This window comes from [Clostridium] aerotolerans DSM 5434 (assembly GCF_000687555.1).
Classification (GTDB): domain Bacteria; phylum Bacillota; class Clostridia; order Lachnospirales; family Lachnospiraceae; genus Lacrimispora; species Lacrimispora aerotolerans.
Map to the genome: position 1 here is coordinate 17,575 of NZ_JHWJ01000013.1, position 22,578 is coordinate 40,152.

Sequence of the window (22,578 nt, forward strand, 5' to 3'; positions counted from 1 at the left end):
TTACATGAAAAAAGGATTACGTAGTACAGCGCTCGCATTAACAGCCGTTCTGGCTGTGACGGGTCTGTCCGCCTGCGGAAGCAAGGGGGATCCAAAGGAAGCAACAACAGCAAAAAGTGCGGAGGCAGATTTTTCTTATACTGGTGCCGCACCTGTTACAAAGACACCTGGTGCTAAGGTGAGCATTCTGGCACAGAATTCCTGGTATTCTACCGTGGATTATGCAAATGCGGACATTGTTAAAAAGATTCAGGAAAACGCTGGAGTAACCATTGACTGGACCTTAGTATCTCCAGTTAATTATAAGGATAGCGTAAGCCCTATGCTGGCATCTGGTACAGACCTTCCAAACATTGTCCAGCTTCCTGATCTTGATAACAATATGACCTACATCACTGCCGGACTTTTTTATCCTCTGGATGAGTACTTGGATTATATGCCAAACTATAAAAAGTATCTGGATGAGAATCCTGGAATCAAAGCCAGTCTGACTGCGGAGGATGGACATATCTATTACCTGCCTCAGACAGCTGTTACAAACAATTATCAGCCTTGTATTATGATCAATATGGAATGGCTGAATAAGCTTAATCTTCCCGTTCCAACGACTCTTGATGAGTTCGTAGAAGTGCTTCGGGCATTTAAAGCCAATGATATGAATGGTGATGGGGATGTCAACGATGAAATTCCTCTTAGCGTGACCGCAGACAGACTTTCTTCCATGTTTGGTCCTGCTTTTGGTCTTCCTGCTATGTTTGGTCCTTCTGTTGGTCTTGATCCAGTCAGCAGCTACTATGCCGATGACGACGGAAAAGTACATTATGCACCGGCAGAGCCAGAAAAATATAAAAAGTATGTTACATTCTTAAACCAATTATACAAGGAAGGTCTTTTAGAGGTAGAATATACTTCCTTAACCAGAGATCAGATTACACAGCGCTGCGCTCAGAACCGTACAGGTGCAACCTTTGATTTCAGCTGGCAGATGTCTCAGCTTTACAGCAAGCAGTATCCGGAGTATAATGGAGAAACTGGAGTTATGGTAGGAATTCCTCCGTTATCAGGTGATGATAAAGGAGTTTATCTCGGCAGAACACCAATTTCCGGTATCTTCGGTGTGAGCACCAGCGATAAGGATCCGATTCTTGCCATGAGATTCCTTGATTATGCGATGAGTGAAGAAGCTCAGAATTATTATGTATGGGGCATTGAAGGAGAGAGCTATACGGTTGGTGCTGATGGCAAAAAGGCTTATACAGAAAAGGCAGCTGATAATAACTGGCTCCAGCAGCTTGGAATTAATGCAGGCTGTCTTCCATCTCAGCAGTCAGTAGAAGCAACCGATGTACTCTTACCAAAATGGCATGTAGATATTGACAAAGAGTTACAGAGCTATATAAGAGATCCATGGCCATTTATTTATTCAACCAAGGATGAGCAGAATATCATTGCTCAGTATCAGACAGATCTTACCACTTATGTTGCAGAGACCAATGTGGCTTTCATCACTGGAACCACCAGCCTTGATACCTTTGATTCCTATCTTTCTACTCTTGACAGTATGGGGGTAAAGGATTTATTAAAGGTAAAACAGCAGCAGTACGACCGCTTTAAAGCAACTAAGTAATGAAAAAATAACAATATGGGCTGTTGTAAAATCTAATTTTGCAGCAGCCTTTTTCTATATGGTGAAGGGAGTTTGGGATAATGGAAGAAAGAACGATACCGATCAAAATGTTTTATACCTGTGAAGAGCGGATGAAAAAAAGATTTAAGGAGCACAGGAGAAAAGATAAGTTTTGCGCCAGGTCCATAGAGGAATTTGACCAGTGGAAGGAATCTGTAAGAAATATTTTAAGGGATCTGACCGGAATTAGCCGTATGGAGTCCTGCCCCTTACATCCACAGTGTCTGGAGCGGGTGGAGATTGAGGATGGGATCATACGGGAAAAGATTTTAATTCAGGTGGAGCCGGAGGTTTATATGCCGGTCTTTGTACTGATTCCTCCCAAAAAGAGTGAGGAAAAGCAAAGCTGTTTTCTTGCTCCCTGCGGTCATTCGGGAGCGGGTAAGTACTCTGTGGCAGGTGTGAGGGAGATACCTGCTGTTGCAGATAAAATAGAGCTGTTCCACTATGATTATGGTCTTAAGATGGCTAAGCTTGGGTATGTGGCTCTTTGTCCTGACGCCAGGGGATTTGGAGAGCGGAGAGAAAAGGCTCTTCAGGGAGAGGATGAGGATTCCTTTATCAATTCCACCTGCTTTCATCTGGCACATATGGCAGAGCCTCTTGGGCTTACACTATGCGGTCTGAATACCTGGGATCTGATGAGGCTTCTTGATTATGTAGAGGAAAGGGGCGAATGGGATGCTGATACCATCGGATGCGTGGGATTTTCTGGTGGGGGAATGCAGGCTCTGTGGTTATCGGCTCTTGATGACAGGGTAAAGAAAGTTATTATCAGTGGATATTTTTATGGATATGAAGATTCATTATTAAAATTAAATGGCAATTGCAGCTGTAATTATGTTCCTGGTTTGTGGGAACATGTAGATATGGGAGACATTGGGGCGCTGATCGCTCCAAGGCCTTTGATGATCCAGTCGGGAAGAGAGGATCATCTAAATGGGGAACGAGGAATGGAAAATGTTATGGAGCAGCTATTGGTAGTGAAGGAAGCCTATGGTCTCTTTGGAATGGAGGACAGGATTTTCCATGATGTGTGGGATGGGGGGCACTGCTTTCATCAGGAGCATATTGAGGAATTTTTAATGAGATAACAGTCATATTTGCCAATACTTCTTTCTTGTGATGGGAAAAGTTCTATGATATAATGATCATAATTCGTTTTCCTGTTATAAATATGCAAGGGAAACGGATGGGACAACAGCAGTAAGGAGGTGTCTTTATGCCAGGGTTTAACGATATTATTGGACATGACACAATTAAGGAGCATCTTAAGAAAGCCATTGAGTCCGATCATGTTTCCCATGCGTATATTCTGACAGGTGAGACCGGGATGGGAAGAAAATCTCTTGCCAATGCCTTTGCCATGACCCTTCTTTGTGAAAAGGGGAAAAGCGAGCCCTGCATGGAGTGCCATGCGTGCAAGCAGGTGATGAGCAGCAATCACCCGGATCTGATTTTTGTGGGTCATGAAAAGCCGGGAAGCATCGGTGTAGATGACATCAGAGGACAGATCCATGATACCATTATGATACGTCCTTACAGCAGCTATTATAAAATATACATTGTGGATGAAGCAGAAAAAATGACGGTACAAGCCCAGAATGCTCTCTTAAAGACCATTGAAGAGCCTCCGTCTTATGCCATTATCATGCTTCTTACCACCAATCAGGAGGCATTTCTTCCTACCATTTTATCCAGATGCGTGCAGCTTAAGCTAAAGCCGTTAAAGGATTCTGTGGTGAAGTCCTACCTCATGGGATCTTTGGGCATAAAGGAAAGCAGAGCTGATATTTACGCTGCGTTTGCAAGAGGTAATTTAGGACGAGCCATTCATCTGGCTTCTTCCGAAGAATTTCAGCTTTTGTATTCAGAGCTTCTTCATATGCTGAAGCATTTGAAGGAGATGGATATTATTGAACTGCTTTTTTATATCAAAAAGATGAAGGATGAAAATCTGGATATTTATGACTGTCTTGATTTTATGCAGTTATGGTATCGGGATGTTTTAATGTATAAAGTGACACAGGATATTAATCTTCTGATTTTTAGGGAAGAATTTAATACAATGAAGGAGATGAGTGCAGCCAGCGCTTATGACGGCATCGAGAGGATTTTAAAGGCCATTGATAAGGCCAGAATCCGTCTTGAAGCAAATGTGAACATGGAACTGGCCATGGAACTCATGCTGCTTGTTATGAAGGAGAATTAAACAATGGTAAAGGTAATAGGCGTTCGGTTTCGGAATGCGGGGAAGATATATTATTTTGATCCCATGAGCCTGGAAGTTAAGACAGGAGATCATGTGATCGTGGAAACAGCCAGAGGCGTTGAGTATGGTTTCGTTGTCTTAGGCTGCAGAGAAGTGGAAGAGGAAAAGGTGGTTCAGCCATTAAAGCCAGTCATCCGTATGGCCACCAAGGCAGACGATGAGGTGGAGAAGAAAAACCACGAGAAGGAAAAAGAAGCATTTAAGATCTGTAAGGAGAAAATCCGCAAGCATGGTCTTCAGATGAAGCTGATTGATGCGGAATACACCTTTGATAATAATAAGGTATTGTTCTATTTTACTGCCGATGGAAGAATCGATTTCAGGGAGCTTGTAAAGGATCTTGCTTCTGTGTTTAAGACGAGAATCGAGCTTCGTCAGGTCGGTGTAAGGGACGAGACTAAGATCGTAGGGGGAATCGGTATCTGCGGAAGAACCTTATGCTGCCATTCTTACCTCTCTGAATTTATTCCGGTATCCATTAAGATGGCTAAGGAACAGAATCTTTCTCTGAATCCAACCAAGATTTCCGGTGTCTGCGGAAGACTGATGTGCTGTTTGAAGAACGAAGAGGAAACCTATGAAGAGCTTAACAGCAAGCTTCCTAATGTAGGTGATTTCGTAACTACGGATGATAATTTAAAGGGTGAAGTTCACTCTGTCAGCGTTTTAAGACAGCTGGTTAAGGTTATTGTTACCATCAAGGATGAAAAAGAAATCCGGGAATATAAGGTGGAGCAGTTAAAGTTCAAGCCAAGACGCAGAAGAGATAAGAACCAGGTTACGGATGCAGAGCTGAAGGCACTTGAGGCTCTGGAAAAGAAAGAAGGAAAGTCCAAGCTCGATGATAATTGATTTAAAAGACAACGAACGGATTGATGACCTGCAGCGCAATGGTTATCAGATTATACAGAAACAAAATGGGTTCTGTTTTGGAATGGATGCCGTACTTTTATCCGGCTTTGCAAATGTAAAGCCGGGAGAGCGAGCGGTGGATTTGGGAACAGGGACAGGAATCATTCCCATTCTTCTGGAAGCCAAGTATGATGGCCTTCATTATACTGGTCTTGAGATCCAGGAGGAAGTGGCTGATATGGCCAGGCGGAGTGTGGCTTTAAACCATTTGGAAGATAAACTTAGCATTGTAACAGGAGATATTAAGGAAGCCAGCCGTTTATTTGGTGCGGCTTCCTTTGACGTAGTGACGTCAAATCCTCCCTATATGAATGATGCTCATGGCCTTAAGAACCCGGATCTTCCAAAGGCGATTGCCCGTCATGAGGTGCTCTGTACCTTAGATGATGTGACGAGAGAAGCCTCCAGATTGTTAAAGCCAGGGGGACGGTTTTATATGGTACACCGGCCCCACCGGTTAATTGAAATTATAACATCATTAAAGAATTATGGAATGGAACCAAAACGGATGAAGATGGTTCACCCGTTTGTTGACCGGGAAGCCAATATGGTCTTAATCGAGGCTGTCCGGGGCGGTAAGTCCATGATTAAGGTTGAGGCACCTGTTATCGTATACAAGGAGCAGGGCGTGTATACGGATGAGATTTACACCATCTATGGGTATTGATAAAACGTAGGTGGAAGAAAGAAACCGGGAGTGAGAGACATGGAAGGAAATAAGGGAAAGTTATATTTGTGTGCAACCCCTATTGGGAATCTTGATGATATCACCCTGAGGGTTTTAAATACATTAAAGGAAGTGGACTTAATTGCTGCGGAGGATACCAGACACAGCATTAAGCTGTTGAACCACTTTGATATTAAGACGCCGATGACCAGCTACCATGAGTACAATAAGGTGGAAAAGGCCAGATACTTAGTTGATAAGATGGGAGAAGGGGTATCCATAGCCTTAATTACGGATGCAGGAACTCCTGGAATCTCAGATCCGGGAGAAGAGCTGGTGAAGCAGTGCTATGAGGCAGGAATCGAGGTCACCTCTCTTCCGGGACCGGCGGCCTGTATTACAGCGTTAACTCTTTCCGGTCTTGGGACAAGAAGATTCTGTTTTGAAGCATTTCTGCCAACGGATAAGAAGGAAAAGCAGTGGATTCTTACGGAGCTTCAGAATGAAACAAGAACTATTATTATCTATGAGGCACCTCATCGGCTGGTTAAAACGTTAGGCGAGCTTTTGGAGGCTTTGGGAAACCGAAGGATTACCATATGCAGAGAGCTGACCAAGCGGTATGAAACGGCATTTCGGACTACCTTTTTGGAAGCCCTTAAAACATATGAGACAGAGGACCCTAAGGGGGAATGTGTCATTGTAATAGAAGGGAAAAGCTTTCAGGAGATAAAAGAGGCCGAGATTAAGTCCTTTGAAGAGATGACCCTGGAAGAGCATATGGCCCTTTATGAGGACAAGGGAATCGACCGCAAAGAGGCCATGCGCATGGTGGCAAAGGACCGTGGAATCAGCAAACGGGAGGTTTATCAGTACTTGATAAAAAATGAATTATAAAAATTCTCTTGACAATTTACCTAACTTTTTATAAAATTATTTTGAAATTCAAAATATTTGATATATAAAACAATCCAACGAGGCATGGGACCGAATGATGGTGATTTCACCAGAAAGACCGGTGCATGAATGGGGGAATATATGACTACTAAAATAATTGGAACCGGCTCTGCGGTACCGGAACAGGTAGTGACCAATGACGATCTTTCAAAGATCGTGGATACCAATGATGAATGGATCCGTACCAGGACGGGAATCCGGGAAAGAAGGATTGCGTCGGAAGAATCGGGAACCTCCCATCTGGCGACTCTTGCAGCGGAAGAAGCACTAAAGCAGGCAGGCGTAGCAGCGGAGGATTTAGACATCATTATTCTTGCTACCTCTACTGCGGATCACTGTTTTCCAAGTGGGGCCTGTGAAGTTCAGGCGGCCATTGGTGCACATAGGGCAGTGGCATTTGATATCAGTGCGGCCTGTTCCGGATTTGTATTCGCGCTTAATACGGTTCACAGCTTTTTTAAAGCGGGAATTTATCAGACAGGACTGATCATTGGAGCTGATACCTTAAGTAAGATTATTGACTGGAAGGACAGAAGTACCTGTGTTCTTTTTGGTGACGGAGCTGGAGCTGCGGTTGTAAAGGCAGAAGAGAACGGAAGCTTTTACATGACACTTGGATCTGACGGAAGAAAATCAAGCGCTTTGGAGTGCCGGTCACGTACCACTGGAAACTTTCTTACGAAAACACCGCCGGAGCTTGGATATATGACCATGGACGGACAGGAAGTTTTTAAGTTCGCTGTAAAGACGGTACCAGAATCAATCCATACTGTGCTGTCAGAGAGCGAAACACCCATAGATGAAATTAAATACTTTATACTGCATCAGGCAAACTACCGGATTTTTGAATCCATCGCAAAAAGGTTAAAGGTGCCCATGGAGAAGTTTCCTACCAATCTGGAACGGTTTGGAAACACCTCAGCGGCTACAGTACCTATACTACTGGATGAGATGAACCGGGAGGGAAAGATAGAGCGGGGAGATAAGATTATACTCGCTGGCTTTGGCGCAGGACTTACCTGGGGAGCCACTCTTTTAGAGTGGTAATGATTTTAACTAATACTTTGAATGTCAAAGTAATAGCATATAATATTTGAATAAAGAGGAGATTAATAATATGTTAGAGAAAATGCAGGAAATCATTGCGGAGCAGTTAAATGTTGAAACATCAGTAATTAAGGCGGAATCTTCTTTTAAAGAGGATCTTGGAGCAGACTCTCTTGATTTATTTGAGCTTGTTATGGCACTGGAAGATGAGTATTCCGTTGAGATCCCTTCTGAGGACTTAGAGAAGCTGACAACGGTACAGCAGGTTATGGACTATTTAAAAGCAAAGGGCGTGGAAGCGTAATGAAAACCAGAATTACCGAACTTTTGGGAGTGGAATACCCGATTATCCAGGGCGGAATGGCCTGGGTAGCGGAACATCATCTTGCAGCAGCAGTTTCTGAGGCCGGCGGCCTCGGACTGATCGGCGGAGCCAATGCCCCGGGTGAGGTGGTGCGTGAGGAGATTCGTAAGGCAAAAGAGCTGACAAAGAAGCCTCTTGGAGTCAATGTTATGCTTTTAAGCCCTCATGCTGATGATGTAGCAAAGGTTATAGTGGAAGAAGGGATCCGTGTGGTTACTACGGGTGCTGGAAATCCGGAGAAGTATTTTGAGATGTGGAAGGCAGCAGGAATTAAGGTAATTCCGGTCGTCGCTTCTGTGGCTCTTGCAAAGCGTATGGAGCGTTATGGCGCTGACGCGATTGTGGCTGAGGGGAATGAATCCGGCGGTCATATCGGAGAACAGACCACGATGACTCTGGTTCCTCAGGTGGCAGATGCCGTATCCATACCGGTCATCGCAGCCGGTGGTATCGGAGATGGCAGAGGAATTGCTGCGGCATTTATGCTTGGAGCAGAAGGCGTTCAGGTTGGAACCCGGTTTGTGGTTTCCAAGGAATCCATCGTACATGATAATTACAAGCAGAGAATTATTAAGGCAAAGGACATTGATTCATCTGTAACGGGCCGTTCCCATGGCCATCCGGTAAGAAGCTTAAGAAACCAGATGACCAGAGAATATGCGAAGCTGGAACAGGAAGGCAAGTCCTTTGAAGAGCTTGAGTACTTAACTCTTGGTACCCTTAGAAAAGCGGTTCAGGAGGGTGACGTTATAAATGGTACGGTTATGGCCGGCCAGATCGCAGGACTGATCGACAAAGAGCAGACCTGTAAGGAAATGATCGAAGAGATGATGGAACAGGCAAGTAAGCTGCTTGGCCGTTAATAAGGAGTCTAAACTATGAGCAAGATTGCATTTATTTTCCCGGGCCAGGGCGCCCAGTACTGTGGCATGGGCCAGGATTTTTATGAAAAGACAGCAATTGGTAAGGAAGTATTCGATAAGGCCTCAGAGCTTTTAGGATTTTCTGTACCAGAGCTGTGTTTTGAAAAGAATGACCGGCTGGATATTACTGAATATACCCAGGCAGCTATGGTTACCACCAGCATTGCCATGATGCGGGTTCTGGAAGCAGAAAAAGGCATTAAGCCTTCTGTGGCTGCCGGTTTAAGCCTGGGAGAATATTGTGCACTTGCGGCCTCCGGCGTCATGAGTGACGAGGATGCTATTAAAACAGTAAGGCAGAGAGGAATTCTCATGCAGGAAGCAGTGCCTCTGGGGTTGGGAGCCATGTCTGCCATACTTTCCATGGACGCGGCTGAGATTGAAGAGGTGTTAAGCGATATGGAAGGAGTCCAGATCGCAAATTACAACTGCCCCGGGCAGATTGTAATCTCCGGCAAAAAGGAAATGGTGGAGAAAGCCAATGAAAAGCTTTTAAGTGCTGGTGCGAAACGCGCCATCCTGTTAAATGTAAGCGGCCCATTTCATTCTGAAATGTTAAGAGGTGCCGGAGAAAAGCTGGGCGAGGTACTGGATAAGGTTGACATTAACGAACCAGTCATTCCTTACGTGCCGAATGTAACTGCCCAGTATGTAACAGAAAAAGAAGCAGTGAAGGATTTACTGAAAAAGCAGGTATCCTCTTCTGTCCGCTGGCAGCAAAGTGTGGAAACCATGCTGGCGGACGGCGTGGATACATTTATTGAAATCGGACCAGGTAAGACACTGGCAGGATTTATAAAAAAGATCAAAAGAGATGTAACAGTCTTAAACATAGAAAAACTGGAAGATTTAGAGAAGTTATCCGATTTATAAAAAGGGAGGTAAAATGATGTTAGACGGTAAGATCGCAGTAGTAACCGGAGCGAGCAGAGGAATTGGCCGCGCAATCGCCTGTAAGCTTGCGATGCAGGGAGCAACGGTTGTTGTAAATTACAATGGTTCTGAGGAAAAAGCTCAGGAAGTGGTAAGAGAAATCGAAGCAAAGGGCGGTAAGGCAGAGGCCATTCAGTGCAATGTATCTGATTACGAAAGTGCCGGTACATTTTTTGCCTCAGTGATTAAGAAATATGGAAAACTTGATATCCTTGTAAACAATGCAGGAATTACAAGAGATAATCTTCTCATGAAGATGTCTGAGGATGAGTTTGATTCCGTCATTCATACCAACTTAAAAGGCGTTTTTAACTGTATGAAGCACGTTTCCCGCCAGATGATCAAGCAAAAAGGCGGAAGAATTATCAATATTTCTTCTGTTTCCGGTGTTCTTGGCAATGCAGGTCAGGCAAATTACTGTGCAGCTAAGGCTGGAGTCATTGGTATCACAAAATCCTTTGCAAGAGAAGCAGCAAGCAGAGGAATTACGGTGAATGCAGTGGCACCTGGATTTATTACGACGGATATGACAGAGGTTCTCTCTGACGCTGTTAAGAACGCTTCCATGGAACAGATTCCTATGAAGCAGTTCGGTTCAGCAGATGATATTGCCCACGCAGTTGCATTTTTAGCATCAGAGGAGGCCGGATATATTACAGGCCAGGTGCTTTGTGTAGACGGCGGCATGGCAATGTAGTGGAAGAGTACGATGGTACCTTATAAGACTGGCTTAGTAGATGAAATGCCCTTGCATGATAAAGGAAAGGTGAAATGGTATGAAGAGAAGAGTTGTTGTGACTGGCATGGGAGCGATTACTCCCATTGGTAATGATGTAGATAGCTTCTGGAACGGACTTAAGGAAAAGAAGCTTGGCTTTGGTGAAATCACTCAGTTTGATACTACAGAATATAAAGCAAAGCTGGCAGCAGAAGTAAAGGATTTTGATGCCAAAGACTATATGGATGTGAAAGCAGCCAAGAGAATGGAGCGGTTCGCACAGTTTGCGGTTGCTGCTACAAAGGAAGCGCTTTCCATGTCCGGCATTGATATGGAAAAGGAAGATCCTTATCGCGTGGGCGTGAGCGTAGGTTCCGGAATCGGGAGCCTTCAGGCCTTAGAGCGGGAACATAAAAAGCTTCTGGAAAAAGGACCTGGAAGGGTGAATCCCCTTTTGGTTCCTATGATGATATCCAATATGGCGGCAGGTAATGTGGGCATTCAGTTCGGATTAAAAGGAAAGTGCATTAATGTAGTGACCGCCTGTGCAACTGGAACCCATTCCATCGGGGAAGCGTTCCGGTCCATCCAGTATGGGGAAGCGGATGTTATGGTAGCAGGCGGCGCTGAGGCCAGTATTTCACCAATCGGTGTGGCTGGTTTCACGGCTCTTACTGCACTGACTACTTCGGATGATCCTCTCCGCGCCTCCATCCCATTCGATAAGGATAGAAGCGGTTTTGTCATGGGCGAGGGCGCAGGTGTTGTGGTTTTAGAAGAGCTTGAGCATGCCATAAGTCGTGGGGCTGTTATTTACGGCGAAGTAGCCGGATACGGTTCTACCTGTGATGCATACCATATCACTTCTCCGGCAGAAGATGGAAGCGGTGCGGCAAGAGCCATGACCGAGGCCATTAAGGATGCTGGAATCACACCAAAGGATATTGATTATGTCAACGCCCATGGCACCAGCACCCATCATAACGACTTGTTTGAGACTCTGGCCATCAAAGGTGCCCTTGGAGATCATGCAAAGGACGTTAAGATCAGCTCAACAAAATCCATGGTAGGCCATCTTTTAGGAGCGGCAGGCGGTATAGAATTTATTGCCTGTGTAAAATCCATAGAAGACGGATTTATCCATGCCACAGCCGGACTGGTAGAAGAAGGCGAAGGCTGCGACTTAAATTATACAAAGGGTGATGGCGTTGCCTGTGATGTGAATTATGCCATCAGCAATTCCCTTGGATTTGGCGGACATAATGCCAGCATTCTTGTAAAAAAGTATAAGGCTTAGGAGGCAGTCAATGGAGATTAATGATATCATAAGGCTGATGCAGGCAGTAAAAGAGCATGACCTGACCAGCTTTCGATTAGAGGAGGGCGATATAAAGCTCTCCATAAAAAAGGAAAAAGAGATTCTTACCGTATCCACAGCCCCTGTTTATCAGACACTGCCTGAGGCAGGTGTGTGTCAGCAAACGGATAAGGGGAATGAGTCTGCTGGTGGGATGACAAAAGGAACCAATGACGTGGAACTCTGTACTGGCAATGTAGTAGCATCTCCACTTGTAGGTACGTTTTACAATGCTTCCTCTCCGGAGGCAGAGCCATTTGTTAAGGCAGGAGATCAGGTGAAGAAGGGACAGATCCTTGGAATCATCGAGGCTATGAAACTGATGAACGAGATCGAATGCGAATACGATGGTGTTGTGGAAACGGTACTGGTTTCAAATGAAGATGTGGTAGAGTACGGTCAGCCTCTGTTCCGTATCCGGTAAATTGATGTGAATTATAAGAGAGGCCCTAAGCAGCGGCCTCTTTTTTCAAACATAAGGAGAGATAATATGTTAGGAATTAAGGAAATTCAGGAGATCATACCTCACAGACATCCGTTTTTACTGGTAGACGTCATCGAGGAGCTTGTGCCAGGAGTAAGAGCCACTGGATATAAATGTGTTACCTATAATGAGCCATTTTTTCAGGGACATTTTCCAGAGATGCCTGTTATGCCTGGAGTTTTGATTCTTGAGGCATTGGCACAGGTTGGATCTGTGGCTATGTTAAGCCTGGAAGAGAATAAAGGAAAAGTTGGATTTTTCGGTGGCATTGACAAAGCGAAATTCAAACGCAAGGTTTTGCCAGGGGATAAACTGAAACTGGAATGTGAAATTATAAAGCGCAAGGGCCCTGTTGGTATTGGAAGAGCCGTTGCAACTGTGGATGGAAAAGTAGCTGCCAGTGCAGAAATGACATTTATGATTGGGTAGGTGGATGTTATGTTTGATAAGATTCTAATCGCAAACCGTGGAGAAATCGCGGTTCGTATTATAAGGGCCTGCCGGGAAATGGGCATTAAAACGGTAGCCGTGTACTCGGAAGCAGACCGGGACAGTCTTCATACTCTCTTAGCAGATGAGGCTATTTGCATTGGTCCAGCCCCTTCTACCCAGAGCTATTTAAATATGGAACGCATCCTTACGGCTACCGTGGCCATGAAGGCAGATGCCATTCACCCAGGCTTTGGATTTCTTTCTGAAAATGAACGATTTGCAGAACTTTGTGAAAAATGTAACATTGCCTTTATCGGTCCTTCCCATCACATCATCAACAAAATGGGCAACAAATCAGAAGCCAGAAAGACCATGATGGAAGCAGGTGTTCCGGTTGTTCCTGGTGGCAAAGAGGCGGTCCACCACGTAGGGGAAGCAAAAGAGATAGCAGAAAAAATCGGTTTTCCTGTCATGATTAAGGCATCCTCCGGCGGCGGCGGTAAGGGAATGAGAATTTCCAGAGGTCTTGAGGACTTTGAAGCTAACTTTAATAATGCCCAGATGGAGTCTGTGAAGGGATTTTCTGACGACACCATGTACATCGAAAAATACATTGAGAAGCCACGTCATATTGAATTTCAGATTATGGCGGATAAGTTTGGCAATGTGGTTCATATGGGAGAGCGTGACTGCTCCATTCAGAGACGTCATCAGAAGGTACTGGAAGAATCACCCTCTGCCGCAATCTCAGAGGAGTTAAGAACGCAGATGGGAGACGTGGCTGTCCGTGCAGCAAAGGCAGTAGGCTATGAAAATGCCGGAACCATCGAATTCCTTCTGGATAAACATAAAAACTTTTACTTCATGGAGATGAACACCAGAATTCAGGTGGAGCACCCGGTCACTGAGATGGTGACTGGTTTAGATCTCATCAAGGAGCAGATCCGGATCGCAGCCGGAGAGCCTTTAAGCGTGAAGCAGGAAGATATCACCATTTCAGGCCATGCCATTGAATGCAGAATCAATGCAGAGAATCCTTCAAAGCATTTTATGCCCTGTCCTGGTCTGATTAAAAATATTCACGTTCCAGGCGGGAATGGTGTGAGAATCGACACTCATATTTACAACGAATATAAGGTTCCGGCCAATTATGACTCCATGCTGATGAAGCTGATTGTTCATGGAAAGGACCGGAGGGAAGCCATCTCAAAGATGAGAAGTGCCCTTGGGGAGCTGATCATCGAAGGTATCGAGACCAATGTGGATTTTCAGTTCGATATCTTAAGTCATGAGGCTTACCGTGACGGAGATGTAGATACGGACTTCATCCCGAAATATTTTCCGGATTATGTCCGGTAAGCAAATAAAGGAGTGTATCTTATGTTAAGAAACATGTTTAAGAAGACCTATACACTGATCGACAGCAAGTATAAGACTCCGGAAAAGTCAGAGGAACCTAACATCCCGGAAGGGCTTTGGAAAAAGTGCAACAAGTGCGGCCAGCCCATTTATTCTGAGGATGTAAAAAATAATCATTATGTCTGTACCAAGTGCACCGGCTATTTCCGGCTGCATGCCTTTCAGAGAATTGAGATGACGGCAGATTTAGGTACCTTTACCGAGTGGGATAAGGAAATGGAATTTGCCAATCCTCTTGATTTCCCTGGCTATGACAAAAAGGTGGCAGCAGCAAAGGAAAAAACTGGCCTTTCTGAAGCCATTGTCACAGGCATCTGTGAAATTGGTGGTCAAAGAGCCGTCCTTGGTGTGATGGATGCCCGTTTTATCATGAGCAGTATGGGCCATGTGGTTGGAGAAAAGATTGCCAGAGCTATAGAGCAGGCTACGCTTTTAAAGCTTCCGGTGGTACTTTTTGCCTGTTCCGGCGGAGCCAGAATGCAGGAGGGAATCGTATCCCTGATGCAGATGGCTAAGACCTCAGCGGCCCTAAAGCGCCACCACGAGGCCGGTCAGCTTTACATCAGTGTGCTTACAGATCCAACCACAGGAGGCGTAACCGCAAGCTTTGCCATGCTTGGAGATGTGATTTTAGCGGAGCCAGGTGCCTTAATCGGCTTTGCTGGTCCCAGGGTCATTGAGCAGACCATTGGACAGAAGCTGCCGGAAGGCTTCCAGCGGTCAGAATTTCTTCTTGAGCATGGATTTATTGATAAAATCGTTCCAAGAAATGAGATGAAGGAAACCATTGCCAAAATCTTAAAACTCCACAAACCTTACGCAGTCAAGGAGTTTTATGTGGATAAACAGATTTCTTCGGAAGAGGATAGTGGAAAAAAGAAAGCCCTTCGCCCTAAAAAGAGCAAACGAAGCGCCTGGGACACGGTCCTTTTATCAAGACGGGCCGATCGTCCGGTGGCATCGGATTATATCAGAGAAGTTTTTGATGATTTCATGGAGTTTGCAGGGGACCGTTATTTTAAGGATGACGGTGCCATTGTAGGCGGAATTGCTTCCTTTCATGGTATGCCGGTTACGGTCATTGGCCAGGAAAAAGGAAAGAACACAAAGGATAACATCAAGCGTAACTTTGGAATGCCTTCTCCCGAAGGCTACCGAAAGGCCCTTCGCCTCATGAAGCAGGCGGAAACCTTTGGAAGGCCTATTATCTGTCTTGTGGATACTCCTGGCGCATTCTGCGGCCTGGAGGCAGAGGAAAGAGGCCAGGGAGAGGCCATCGCCAGAAACTTATTTGAGATGGCATCTTTAACTGTTCCTGTTCTCTCCATTGTAATCGGAGAAGGGGGCAGCGGCGGTGCCCTTGCCATGGCAGTTGGCAATGAGGTCTGGATGATGGAAAATGCCATTTACTCTATACTTTCGCCGGAAGGCTTTGCCTCTATCCTTTATAAGGACAGCAAAAAGGCAAATGATGCGGCAAGGGTCATGAAGATCACAGCAAAGGATCTCCTGGAATTAGGCTTAATTGAGCGGGTCATTCCAGAGGAAGAGCCGGTGAGCGGAGAAAATATTTCCGCAGCAGCAATGGAAATGGATAAGGCCATGGAGGAATTTTTCCTCACATACCTGTTAAAAAGTAAAGAAGAGCTTGCAAATCAGAGATATGAAAGATTTAGGAGAATGTAATGGGAACATTAAAACCTTTGGTAATAGGAGATCTTGTGGCAAAGAATCCGGTAATCCAGGGAGGGATGGGCGTTGGAATCAGCCTTTCATCCTTAGCTGGAGCAGTGGCAAAGGCCGGAGGAATCGGAATTATTTCAACGGCACAGATCGGCTTTCGGGAACCAGACTTTAAAAAGAATCCCCTGGAAGCAAATTTGAGGGCGATTGGAACAGAAATGACTAAGGCTAGAGAAATCGCACCAGACGGAATCATTGGTTTTAACATCATGGTTGCGACAATGAATTATGCCAGTTATGTAAAAAAAGCGGTAAAGGCCGGAGCAGACCTTATTATATCCGGCGCAGGACTTCCGGTCAGTCTTCCTGAGATTGTGGCTGAGGCAGCGGAAGAGGCTGGAATTAAGCTTAAGACCAAGATCGCGCCCATCGTATCCACGGTAAAGTCAGCCATGGTCATCTGTAAGATGTGGGACCGCAAATACCATCAGGCACCGGACTTAGTCGTGATAGAAGGACCTTTGGCCGGCGGTCATCTGGGATTTTCAAACGATGATTTAACAAGGCTTGGAGTTGATACTGAGGATGTGGAGCGTACCTACAAGCGGGAAGAGTACGAAGAAGAAATTAAAGGAATCATTCGTCTGGTAAAGGAATACGGGGACAAATACAATAAGGTAATCCCTGTAGTTACCGCAGGCGGCATCTATACTCATGAAGATGTGGTGCATCAGATTGATTTGGGCGCAGACGGTGTTCAGGTGGCAACCAGATTTGTTACCACCCATGAATGCGATGCCCCTATGGAATATAAGCAGGCGTATATCAATGCGAAAAAAGAGGATATCGTCATTACCAAAAGTCCGGTTGGAATGCCGGGAAGAGCTATTGTAAATCCATTTTTAAGCGATGTAGGAAAGGTTCCTTTCCGTTTGGAGCATTGCTACCAGTGTCTGGAGAGATGCGACAGAACCACCATTCCTTACTGTATTACTAAGGCTCTTGTGGATTCGGCAGAAGGCAGGACAGACGAAGGACTCCTTTTCTGTGGAAGCAATGCTTACCGGGCGGAAAAGCTTGAGAGTGTTGATGAGGTCATGAAGGATCTGGTTGGAGAAATTTGATTGTAATTTCATATTAGTATATAAAGAAAGAGCGTGTTGCCAGGATAACATTGATTGTTAGAATGCAGCACGTTCTTTTTTTGTATTGAATTCCTGCTAAAATTTGTGGTGGTAATTAGGTGTTATTCTTGGTCTATTCATATGTATAGGTACTTATGAGCTTCTTTTAGGAGGCTCATTTTTCATTGTGAATATCATAAATCATAAGACTGGGGTTTGATGAATTGATATTTCTGGTGTTTTAAGTGAAATCGTTATAAAGGATAGATGTCTTGTTTATTCTCCGTTGATTCACATTCTTTATAATAGAGCGTGTATAGAAAAGGTGTGCGAGCGATTCATAAAAACTAAGCTATGATCTGGTAGCAAAGGAATAAGAAGGATCTGTTTTTACTGTAAGCGGATAATGATACGGCAGGTCATGGTCGACCAGCGGTATGTATGGAGCCTTTAAGTTCAAGCAGTTATATAAGGCTTAAAAGGATAGCATAAAAGCTTACTTAAAAAACAGATGAGCATGCACCACGAAAAAGACAAAGGAGGAGCAATATGAAAAAACACAACCCTGCTAAACGTTTTCTGGCGGCAGCATTGGCTGTTGTCATGGTACTGGGCACCATGCCGGTTACGGTTACAGCAGCTACACTGGCACAGGAAAGCGAAGGACGAATTACCGCATTTAAGCAACTGGCAGAGGAAACCGCATACCAGACCGTATTACCGGGTACGACTCTTTCCCAGCTGGATTTGCCGAAAACATTAACGGCTACGGTACAGACCATGACGACTGATGATGATCAGGATGATTTGGAAGTGATTCCGGGCGATAGTCAATCTGAGGAGGAAACAGAACCAGAGGACATTTCTCAGGAGGATCCAATGGATGTGGCAACCAGCAGTTCTGCCCAGAGTTCAGAAACTGGTTCTCCAATAAGTAACTCAAATGATACGTCAGGTACAGACGAACACACAAGTTCAGTGAAAGAGAGCAGGGTTTCTATCCCAGTTACCTGGAACGCAGATACTGAATTTGATGGAACCGTGGAGGGAGAATATGAGTTTACCCCTGAATTGATGGGAAATTACATCATGGATACAGGAGTGGAACTCCCTGTCATTACGGTAACAGTAGCAGCAGAACAAGCAATGCTGCTTAGCCCATCCTCTGGTTATGATTACATAGACCTTAATGAGGATATGTCTGCTAGTGAAATTAATGCTGCTATTGCAAATTCCCTGGAAACCCATGCAAATGTTATTGTAACAGGAAGTGCAGATGTAACGGATGTTATTAATATAAGCCTGAATGATAGAGCTGTTTTATGGCGGGCAAGCATTAAAACAACAAGTTTTATTATAACAAATGGAGAAGGGACCTTAATCATAGAGGAGGGTGCTGACATCTATAAAACCAATAATGGTACTGTCCTTTATTCCAACCATATGGGCAGTCTAGATATAATGGGAGGTTCCATTAGAGTATCCTCTAATAATCCTGCCATTGATACGATGTCACAGACATCTGTCATTAATGGTATCATAAGTACACCTGGCTCCAACGCCATTTTTTTCAGCGAAACTGGCAACGTAACACTTTCTGGCGGAGTTGTGCTGGTTCATTCAACCAATATTAATAATGCAGCGAAAGGACTAGTGGGAGAAGAACCATCAATCAATAACCCTGCCGTGGTGATTGCATGGAATAAAAGCCAGAATACAACATACGGATCAGGAGAAACCACTGATTTATCTACGGTTAACAGTGCATCCGTAAGTTGGGCCGTAGAGGACGGTGTCAGTGGTATACAATATGCAAATGGCTCAAACATCGGTTTTATACCGATTGAAGGTATTTCGGTAGAGGATGGAAAACTGGCGGTTAACAACATAGTCCGCGTTGCAGATCCTATTACTTACTTCGGTGGAGGTGTTATTCTTAATTCATACTTATTTACAGTGGATAAAAATGCAGGCTCCAGGACTTATACCATCGAGGATGGCAGCACTGGTTTAGGAACCTTTTCCGGAGATATTTTAAGGATAACAAGAGCAGGTGTTTTTCAGATTGGTCTGGTCACGGCGGAAACCAGTACTCATCAGGCGGGTGCAAAGGTAATTGGAACCCTTACGGTAAACAAGGGAGTGAGAATGGCCCCTGATGAGCTCCAAACCATGGGCGTAACCACAAGTGGTGGCAGTGACGGTAAAATCAAAGGACTGACCGCTGGTGAGGAATATGAATACAAAAAAGACGGAGGTTCTTATATACCCGTCACTGCCAATGATTCAGGAGAAATTACCGGCCTTCTGGCAGGCTCCTATGTGGTTCGTTATGCAGAAACGGATTTGTACCTAGCCAGTGAAGATTCTTCTGTATTGACAGTTGCTAAGGCTTCTAATACGGTAGTGCTTACCCAAGCCATGACAGCTCAGCAAATTCAGAATGCCATAATAAATGCTTATAATCTGGATTCTACGGTTGTTGTAACTGGAAGTGCCAGACTCGATAGCGAGATGCTGGAACTTTCCATCCCAGAGGATAAAATTCTTATTTGGCGGGCGGGGATTGAGACGAGATATTGGATTAAAATAAAGGGAGAAGGGATTTTTCAAATAGAGGAAGGGGCGGACATCCATGCCTACGGTGCGTCCGGAGCTATTTCTGCCAGTGAAGATTTTGTAATGTTCACTTATCCCACAATTAATATGACAGGAGGAATTGTTCGTTCAGATTCAACATCGTTATCAGCCATCCTGACATATGTGCCAACTACAATTAGTGGTGGAATCGTACATTCAGCTTCTCCTAGTGCTATATCAGCTTCTTCTACGAATTTAACCATGACAGGCGGTGTTGCTCTGTCTCATACATCTAGCACCAGTTCCATAGTAACTGGAGGCAATCCTAGTATTATAAATCCAGCTTTACTGATTGCATGGAATAAGAACAATAATACAAAATACAACCCAGGGGATAAAACGGATCTTTATACACTGGAGGGAGCAACCGTAAGCTGGGAGGCAGAGGACGGTGTCAGCGGTATTCAATACGCATATGGTTCTAATACTGGCTTTATTCCTATTGCGGTAATTACTGTAGAGGCTGGAAAAACACCGGTTAACAATGGTGCCCGGAATCCAGAGCCTATTACATACTTCGGAGGAGGTGTTATTCTTAATTCATTCTTATTTACAGTAGATAAAAATGCTGGTGCGAGAACGTATACCATTGAGGAAGGCAGCACCGGCAACGGAACATTTTCCGGAGATATCTTAAGGATAACAAAAGCAGGCGTTTTCCATATTGGTCTTGTTACAGCGGAAAGCAGTACCCATCAGGCGGGGGCTAAGGTAATTGGAACCCTTACGGTAAACAAGGGAGAAAGATTTGCTCCTGAAGAGCTCCAAACAGTGGGCACGACCACCAATAGCGGAAGTGATGGCAAAATCACAGGACTGACCGCTGGTGAGAAATATGAATACAAAAAAGACGGAGGTTCTTATATCCCCGTAACTGCTAATGATTCAGGAGAAATTACCGGCCTGGCAGCAGGCTCCTACGTGGTTCGCTATGCCGAATCCAATCTATACCTCCCAAGCGGAGACTCAGAGGTAATGACCATCACAGGGGCGGCTCAAAGCGGTGGCAACGCTGTAACCGGAATCACAGCCCCCAAAGGCGCAGTTGTTCATGGTACCAGTATCACAGCTTCTGTTGCAAATGATGTGACAAGCCAGAGCATCAATCTGGAACTGAGCGAAGGTGCAAGCTGGAGACTTTACAGTGATTTGGCTTGCCAAAATGAGATAACAAGTAAAGTGGTACCTTTGAATCCAGGTATAAATACTGCTTATATAAAGGTGACAGCGGAAGACGGTACAACCCGGATTTATACCCTGACAATCACTCGTGCAGCCAGCGGTTCCAGCAGTTCCGGTGGTTCCGGCAGTTCTGGAAGCTCCAATAGCTCGAACGGAACAACAGCTTCTTCTAAACCGGCAGTTCCTGTTACCGGAATGTCAGAAAATCAGGCTGTTGTGGATGAACAGGGGAATGCGGTGGCTTCCGTAACCGATAAGAATATTTCAGATGCCATTGCTAACGCAAGAGCAGAGGCAGTGAAAAAAGGGCTGAGTGCCGGACAGATTACTGTGTCCATCCATGTATCCACTTCAGGGAAGAATGCAAACACCGTAAAGGTAAATCTTCCTAAAGCAATACAGCAGCAGGTCATTTCCAATCAAATTGCAAAGGTCGAGCTGACCATTGAACAACCGGATATAGTCATGGGAATAAATAACGCCGCAATTGCCGAAATCAATCGCCAGGCAAATGCAGACGTACAGCTGACTGCCACAAGAACAGACAGTGCAGCTCTTGGCAATGATGCAAAGAATGCCATCGGCAGCCGTCCCGCCTTTGATTTCAAGGCGAATTATCAGGGAGAGAACAGCCGTGTGACCAACTTTGGAAATGGTTCCGTTTTTGTAAGCATTCCCTATACTCCAGCTGAAAATGAAAAAATCGGGGGCCTGTATGCTGTATATGTAGACAGCGAAGGCAAAGTCAGCCGTGTTCCTGGCTCTGCATACGATGTCAATACCAGGAGCCTGATTTTTACAACCAACCATTTTTCAGTGTATGGCATCAGCTATCAGGAACCAGCACCCCAGCTGACGGACATTTCTACTCATTGGGCAAAGGATTCCATGGAATATGTGATAGGCAGGGGATTGCTGGCGGATAGGTCTGGAACTAAATTATCTCCAAATACTCCTATAAGCCGTGGAATGCTGGCTGCAGCACTTGGAAGACTTGCAGACGTGGATATGACAGCTTACTCTGCAACCAGCTTTACAGATGTAAATAAAGAGTCTCAGGAACAGCCTTACATAGAATGGGCTTACAGTAAGGGAATTTTTCCGTCAGCAGGAAGCCAGCAGTTTGCTCCGGATCAAGCGGTCACCCGTGAGGAAATTGCCGTGATTTTCTCTAATTATGCCAAAGCAGTAGGTGGCACCCTTCCAGCTCTTCGTGAGGCAGCGTCTTATGGAGATTCTTCTGCCATTGGAACCAGCAGCAAGGATGCGGTAAAGGCAGTTCAGCAGGCAGGAATTATGATGGGAGGCAGGAATAATCAGTTCAATCCCAAAGCAAATGCTACCTGCGGGGAGGTTTCTTCCATGCTTCACCGCTATATTAAGCTGACCATTGACCAGAAAACCGCACAGGGTTGGGCAAAAAATGATGCCGGACAGTATCTCTATTATACGGACGGAAAGGCAGCTGCGGGGAAATGGCTTCAAATCAAAGATATCTGGTATTATTTTTATACTGATGGCACCCTTGCCCAAAACACCAAGGTGGATGGCTATGAGGTTGATGAGAACGGTGCTTTAAAGAATAATGAATAAATAGAGAATGAAATAATCAACCAAGGGACGTAAGAACGGATATACTAAGTACTTATAAACCAGAACAATCTGTTAGAAGTTCAACAGGGGCTATTGAAAGATAAGTGAATTAACACTTAGGATCAATGGCCCCTGTTTTGTTATTTGTAACAAAGGATAAGTAATATCTGAAGAACTCAGCTTA

At 44.8% G+C, this 22,578-nt stretch carries 18 protein-coding genes; all 18 read left to right on the forward strand.

Annotated features, from left to right (window positions below):
* Positions 1-4 precede the first annotated feature (4 nt).
* The 18 genes from T546_RS0116405 (at position 5) to T546_RS24715 (ending at position 22,394) form a co-directional block, all read left to right on the forward strand.
* Entirely contained in the window at positions 5-1,627 is a 1,623-nt protein-coding gene (locus T546_RS0116405; protein WP_084326485.1) for an extracellular solute-binding protein, read from the forward strand.
* Between the two features lie 80 nt (positions 1,628-1,707).
* Positions 1,708-2,781: an alpha/beta hydrolase family protein gene (locus tag T546_RS0116410; protein WP_242842249.1), complete on the forward strand. Its 1,074-nt coding sequence runs from the start codon at positions 1,708-1,710 to the stop codon at positions 2,779-2,781.
* 128 nt (positions 2,782-2,909) lie between these two features.
* On the forward strand, positions 2,910-3,899 hold the full coding sequence (gene holB / locus T546_RS0116415; protein ID WP_026892557.1) for a DNA polymerase III subunit delta': 990 nt from the start codon (positions 2,910-2,912) through the stop codon (positions 3,897-3,899).
* Positions 3,900-3,902: 3 nt separating this feature from the next.
* Complete coding sequence (locus T546_RS0116420) at positions 3,903-4,811, forward strand: PSP1 domain-containing protein (protein WP_026892558.1); 909 nt, start codon at positions 3,903-3,905, stop codon at positions 4,809-4,811.
* Positions 4,801-5,538, forward strand: a complete 738-nt coding sequence (locus T546_RS0116425; protein ID WP_026892559.1) for a tRNA1(Val) (adenine(37)-N6)-methyltransferase — start codon at positions 4,801-4,803, stop codon at positions 5,536-5,538. The genes T546_RS0116420 and T546_RS0116425 overlap by 11 nt, the downstream gene beginning before the upstream one ends.
* Positions 5,539-5,577: 39 nt before the next feature.
* On the forward strand, positions 5,578-6,435 hold the full coding sequence (gene rsmI / locus T546_RS0116430; protein ID WP_026892560.1) for a 16S rRNA (cytidine(1402)-2'-O)-methyltransferase: 858 nt from the start codon (positions 5,578-5,580) through the stop codon (positions 6,433-6,435).
* Between the two features lie 141 nt (positions 6,436-6,576).
* Positions 6,577-7,542, forward strand: coding sequence for a beta-ketoacyl-ACP synthase III (locus T546_RS0116435; protein ID WP_026892561.1), 966 nt, complete (start codon positions 6,577-6,579; stop codon positions 7,540-7,542).
* A 70-nt stretch (positions 7,543-7,612) separates the two neighbouring features.
* Complete coding sequence (acpP, locus tag T546_RS0116440) at positions 7,613-7,846, forward strand: acyl carrier protein (RefSeq protein ID WP_024837927.1); 234 nt, start codon at positions 7,613-7,615, stop codon at positions 7,844-7,846.
* Positions 7,846-8,769, forward strand: a complete 924-nt coding sequence (gene fabK / locus T546_RS0116445) for an enoyl-[acyl-carrier-protein] reductase FabK (RefSeq protein ID WP_024837928.1) — start codon at positions 7,846-7,848, stop codon at positions 8,767-8,769. Before acpP ends, fabK begins: the two co-directional genes overlap by 1 nt.
* 15 nt (positions 8,770-8,784) lie before the next feature.
* Complete coding sequence (gene fabD, locus T546_RS0116450) at positions 8,785-9,702, forward strand: ACP S-malonyltransferase (protein ID WP_026892562.1); 918 nt, start codon at positions 8,785-8,787, stop codon at positions 9,700-9,702.
* 16 nt (positions 9,703-9,718) lie between these two features.
* Positions 9,719-10,459: a 3-oxoacyl-[acyl-carrier-protein] reductase gene (gene fabG / locus T546_RS0116455; RefSeq protein ID WP_026892563.1), complete on the forward strand. Its 741-nt coding sequence runs from the start codon at positions 9,719-9,721 to the stop codon at positions 10,457-10,459.
* A 79-nt stretch (positions 10,460-10,538) separates the two neighbouring features.
* Positions 10,539-11,777 carry a beta-ketoacyl-ACP synthase II gene (gene fabF, locus T546_RS0116460; RefSeq protein ID WP_026892564.1) on the forward strand — a complete coding sequence of 413 codons (1,239 nt, stop codon included), beginning with the start codon at positions 10,539-10,541 and terminating at the stop codon, positions 11,775-11,777.
* A gap of 10 nt (positions 11,778-11,787) precedes the next feature.
* Positions 11,788-12,261 carry an acetyl-CoA carboxylase biotin carboxyl carrier protein gene (gene accB, locus T546_RS0116465; protein WP_026892565.1) on the forward strand — a complete coding sequence of 158 codons (474 nt, stop codon included), beginning with the start codon at positions 11,788-11,790 and terminating at the stop codon, positions 12,259-12,261.
* Between the two features lie 66 nt (positions 12,262-12,327).
* Positions 12,328-12,750 carry a 3-hydroxyacyl-ACP dehydratase FabZ gene (gene fabZ / locus T546_RS0116470; RefSeq protein ID WP_026892566.1) on the forward strand — a complete coding sequence of 141 codons (423 nt, stop codon included), beginning with the start codon at positions 12,328-12,330 and terminating at the stop codon, positions 12,748-12,750.
* A gap of 9 nt (positions 12,751-12,759) precedes the next feature.
* Complete coding sequence (locus tag T546_RS0116475) at positions 12,760-14,112, forward strand: acetyl-CoA carboxylase biotin carboxylase subunit (protein ID WP_026892567.1); 1,353 nt, start codon at positions 12,760-12,762, stop codon at positions 14,110-14,112.
* 21 nt (positions 14,113-14,133) lie between these two features.
* Complete coding sequence (locus T546_RS0116480) at positions 14,134-15,858, forward strand: acetyl-CoA carboxylase carboxyl transferase subunit (RefSeq protein ID WP_026892568.1); 1,725 nt, start codon at positions 14,134-14,136, stop codon at positions 15,856-15,858.
* Entirely contained in the window at positions 15,858-16,979 is a 1,122-nt protein-coding gene (locus T546_RS0116485) for an NAD(P)H-dependent flavin oxidoreductase (RefSeq protein ID WP_026892569.1), read from the forward strand. Before T546_RS0116480 ends, T546_RS0116485 begins: the two co-directional genes overlap by 1 nt.
* 549 nt (positions 16,980-17,528) lie before the next feature.
* Positions 17,529-22,394, forward strand: a complete 4,866-nt coding sequence (locus tag T546_RS24715; RefSeq protein ID WP_026892570.1) for an S-layer homology domain-containing protein — start codon at positions 17,529-17,531, stop codon at positions 22,392-22,394.
* The last annotated feature ends 184 nt before the right edge of the window (positions 22,395-22,578 follow it).

Bases quoted from the DNA above. Each gene is read 5' to 3' on its own strand.
- T546_RS0116405 (WP_084326485.1), top strand. From the start codon at position 5: ATGAAAAAAGGATTACGTAGTACAGCGCTCGCATTAACAGCCGTTCTG.
- T546_RS0116410 (WP_242842249.1), top strand. From the start codon at position 1,708: ATGGAAGAAAGAACGATACCGATCAAAATGTTTTATACCTGTGAAGAG.
- holB (WP_026892557.1), top strand. From the start codon at position 2,910: ATGCCAGGGTTTAACGATATTATTGGACATGACACAATTAAGGAGCAT.
- T546_RS0116420 (WP_026892558.1), top strand. From the start codon at position 3,903: ATGGTAAAGGTAATAGGCGTTCGGTTTCGGAATGCGGGGAAGATATAT.
- T546_RS0116425 (WP_026892559.1), top strand. From the start codon at position 4,801: ATGATAATTGATTTAAAAGACAACGAACGGATTGATGACCTGCAGCGC.
- rsmI (WP_026892560.1), top strand. From the start codon at position 5,578: ATGGAAGGAAATAAGGGAAAGTTATATTTGTGTGCAACCCCTATTGGG.
- T546_RS0116435 (WP_026892561.1), top strand. From the start codon at position 6,577: ATGACTACTAAAATAATTGGAACCGGCTCTGCGGTACCGGAACAGGTA.
- acpP (WP_024837927.1), top strand. From the start codon at position 7,613: ATGTTAGAGAAAATGCAGGAAATCATTGCGGAGCAGTTAAATGTTGAA.
- fabK (WP_024837928.1), top strand. From the start codon at position 7,846: ATGAAAACCAGAATTACCGAACTTTTGGGAGTGGAATACCCGATTATC.
- fabD (WP_026892562.1), top strand. From the start codon at position 8,785: ATGAGCAAGATTGCATTTATTTTCCCGGGCCAGGGCGCCCAGTACTGT.
- fabG (WP_026892563.1), top strand. From the start codon at position 9,719: ATGTTAGACGGTAAGATCGCAGTAGTAACCGGAGCGAGCAGAGGAATT.
- fabF (WP_026892564.1), top strand. From the start codon at position 10,539: ATGAAGAGAAGAGTTGTTGTGACTGGCATGGGAGCGATTACTCCCATT.
- accB (WP_026892565.1), top strand. From the start codon at position 11,788: ATGGAGATTAATGATATCATAAGGCTGATGCAGGCAGTAAAAGAGCAT.
- fabZ (WP_026892566.1), top strand. From the start codon at position 12,328: ATGTTAGGAATTAAGGAAATTCAGGAGATCATACCTCACAGACATCCG.
- T546_RS0116475 (WP_026892567.1), top strand. From the start codon at position 12,760: ATGTTTGATAAGATTCTAATCGCAAACCGTGGAGAAATCGCGGTTCGT.
- T546_RS0116480 (WP_026892568.1), top strand. From the start codon at position 14,134: ATGTTAAGAAACATGTTTAAGAAGACCTATACACTGATCGACAGCAAG.
- T546_RS0116485 (WP_026892569.1), top strand. From the start codon at position 15,858: ATGGGAACATTAAAACCTTTGGTAATAGGAGATCTTGTGGCAAAGAAT.
- T546_RS24715 (WP_026892570.1), top strand. From the start codon at position 17,529: ATGAAAAAACACAACCCTGCTAAACGTTTTCTGGCGGCAGCATTGGCT.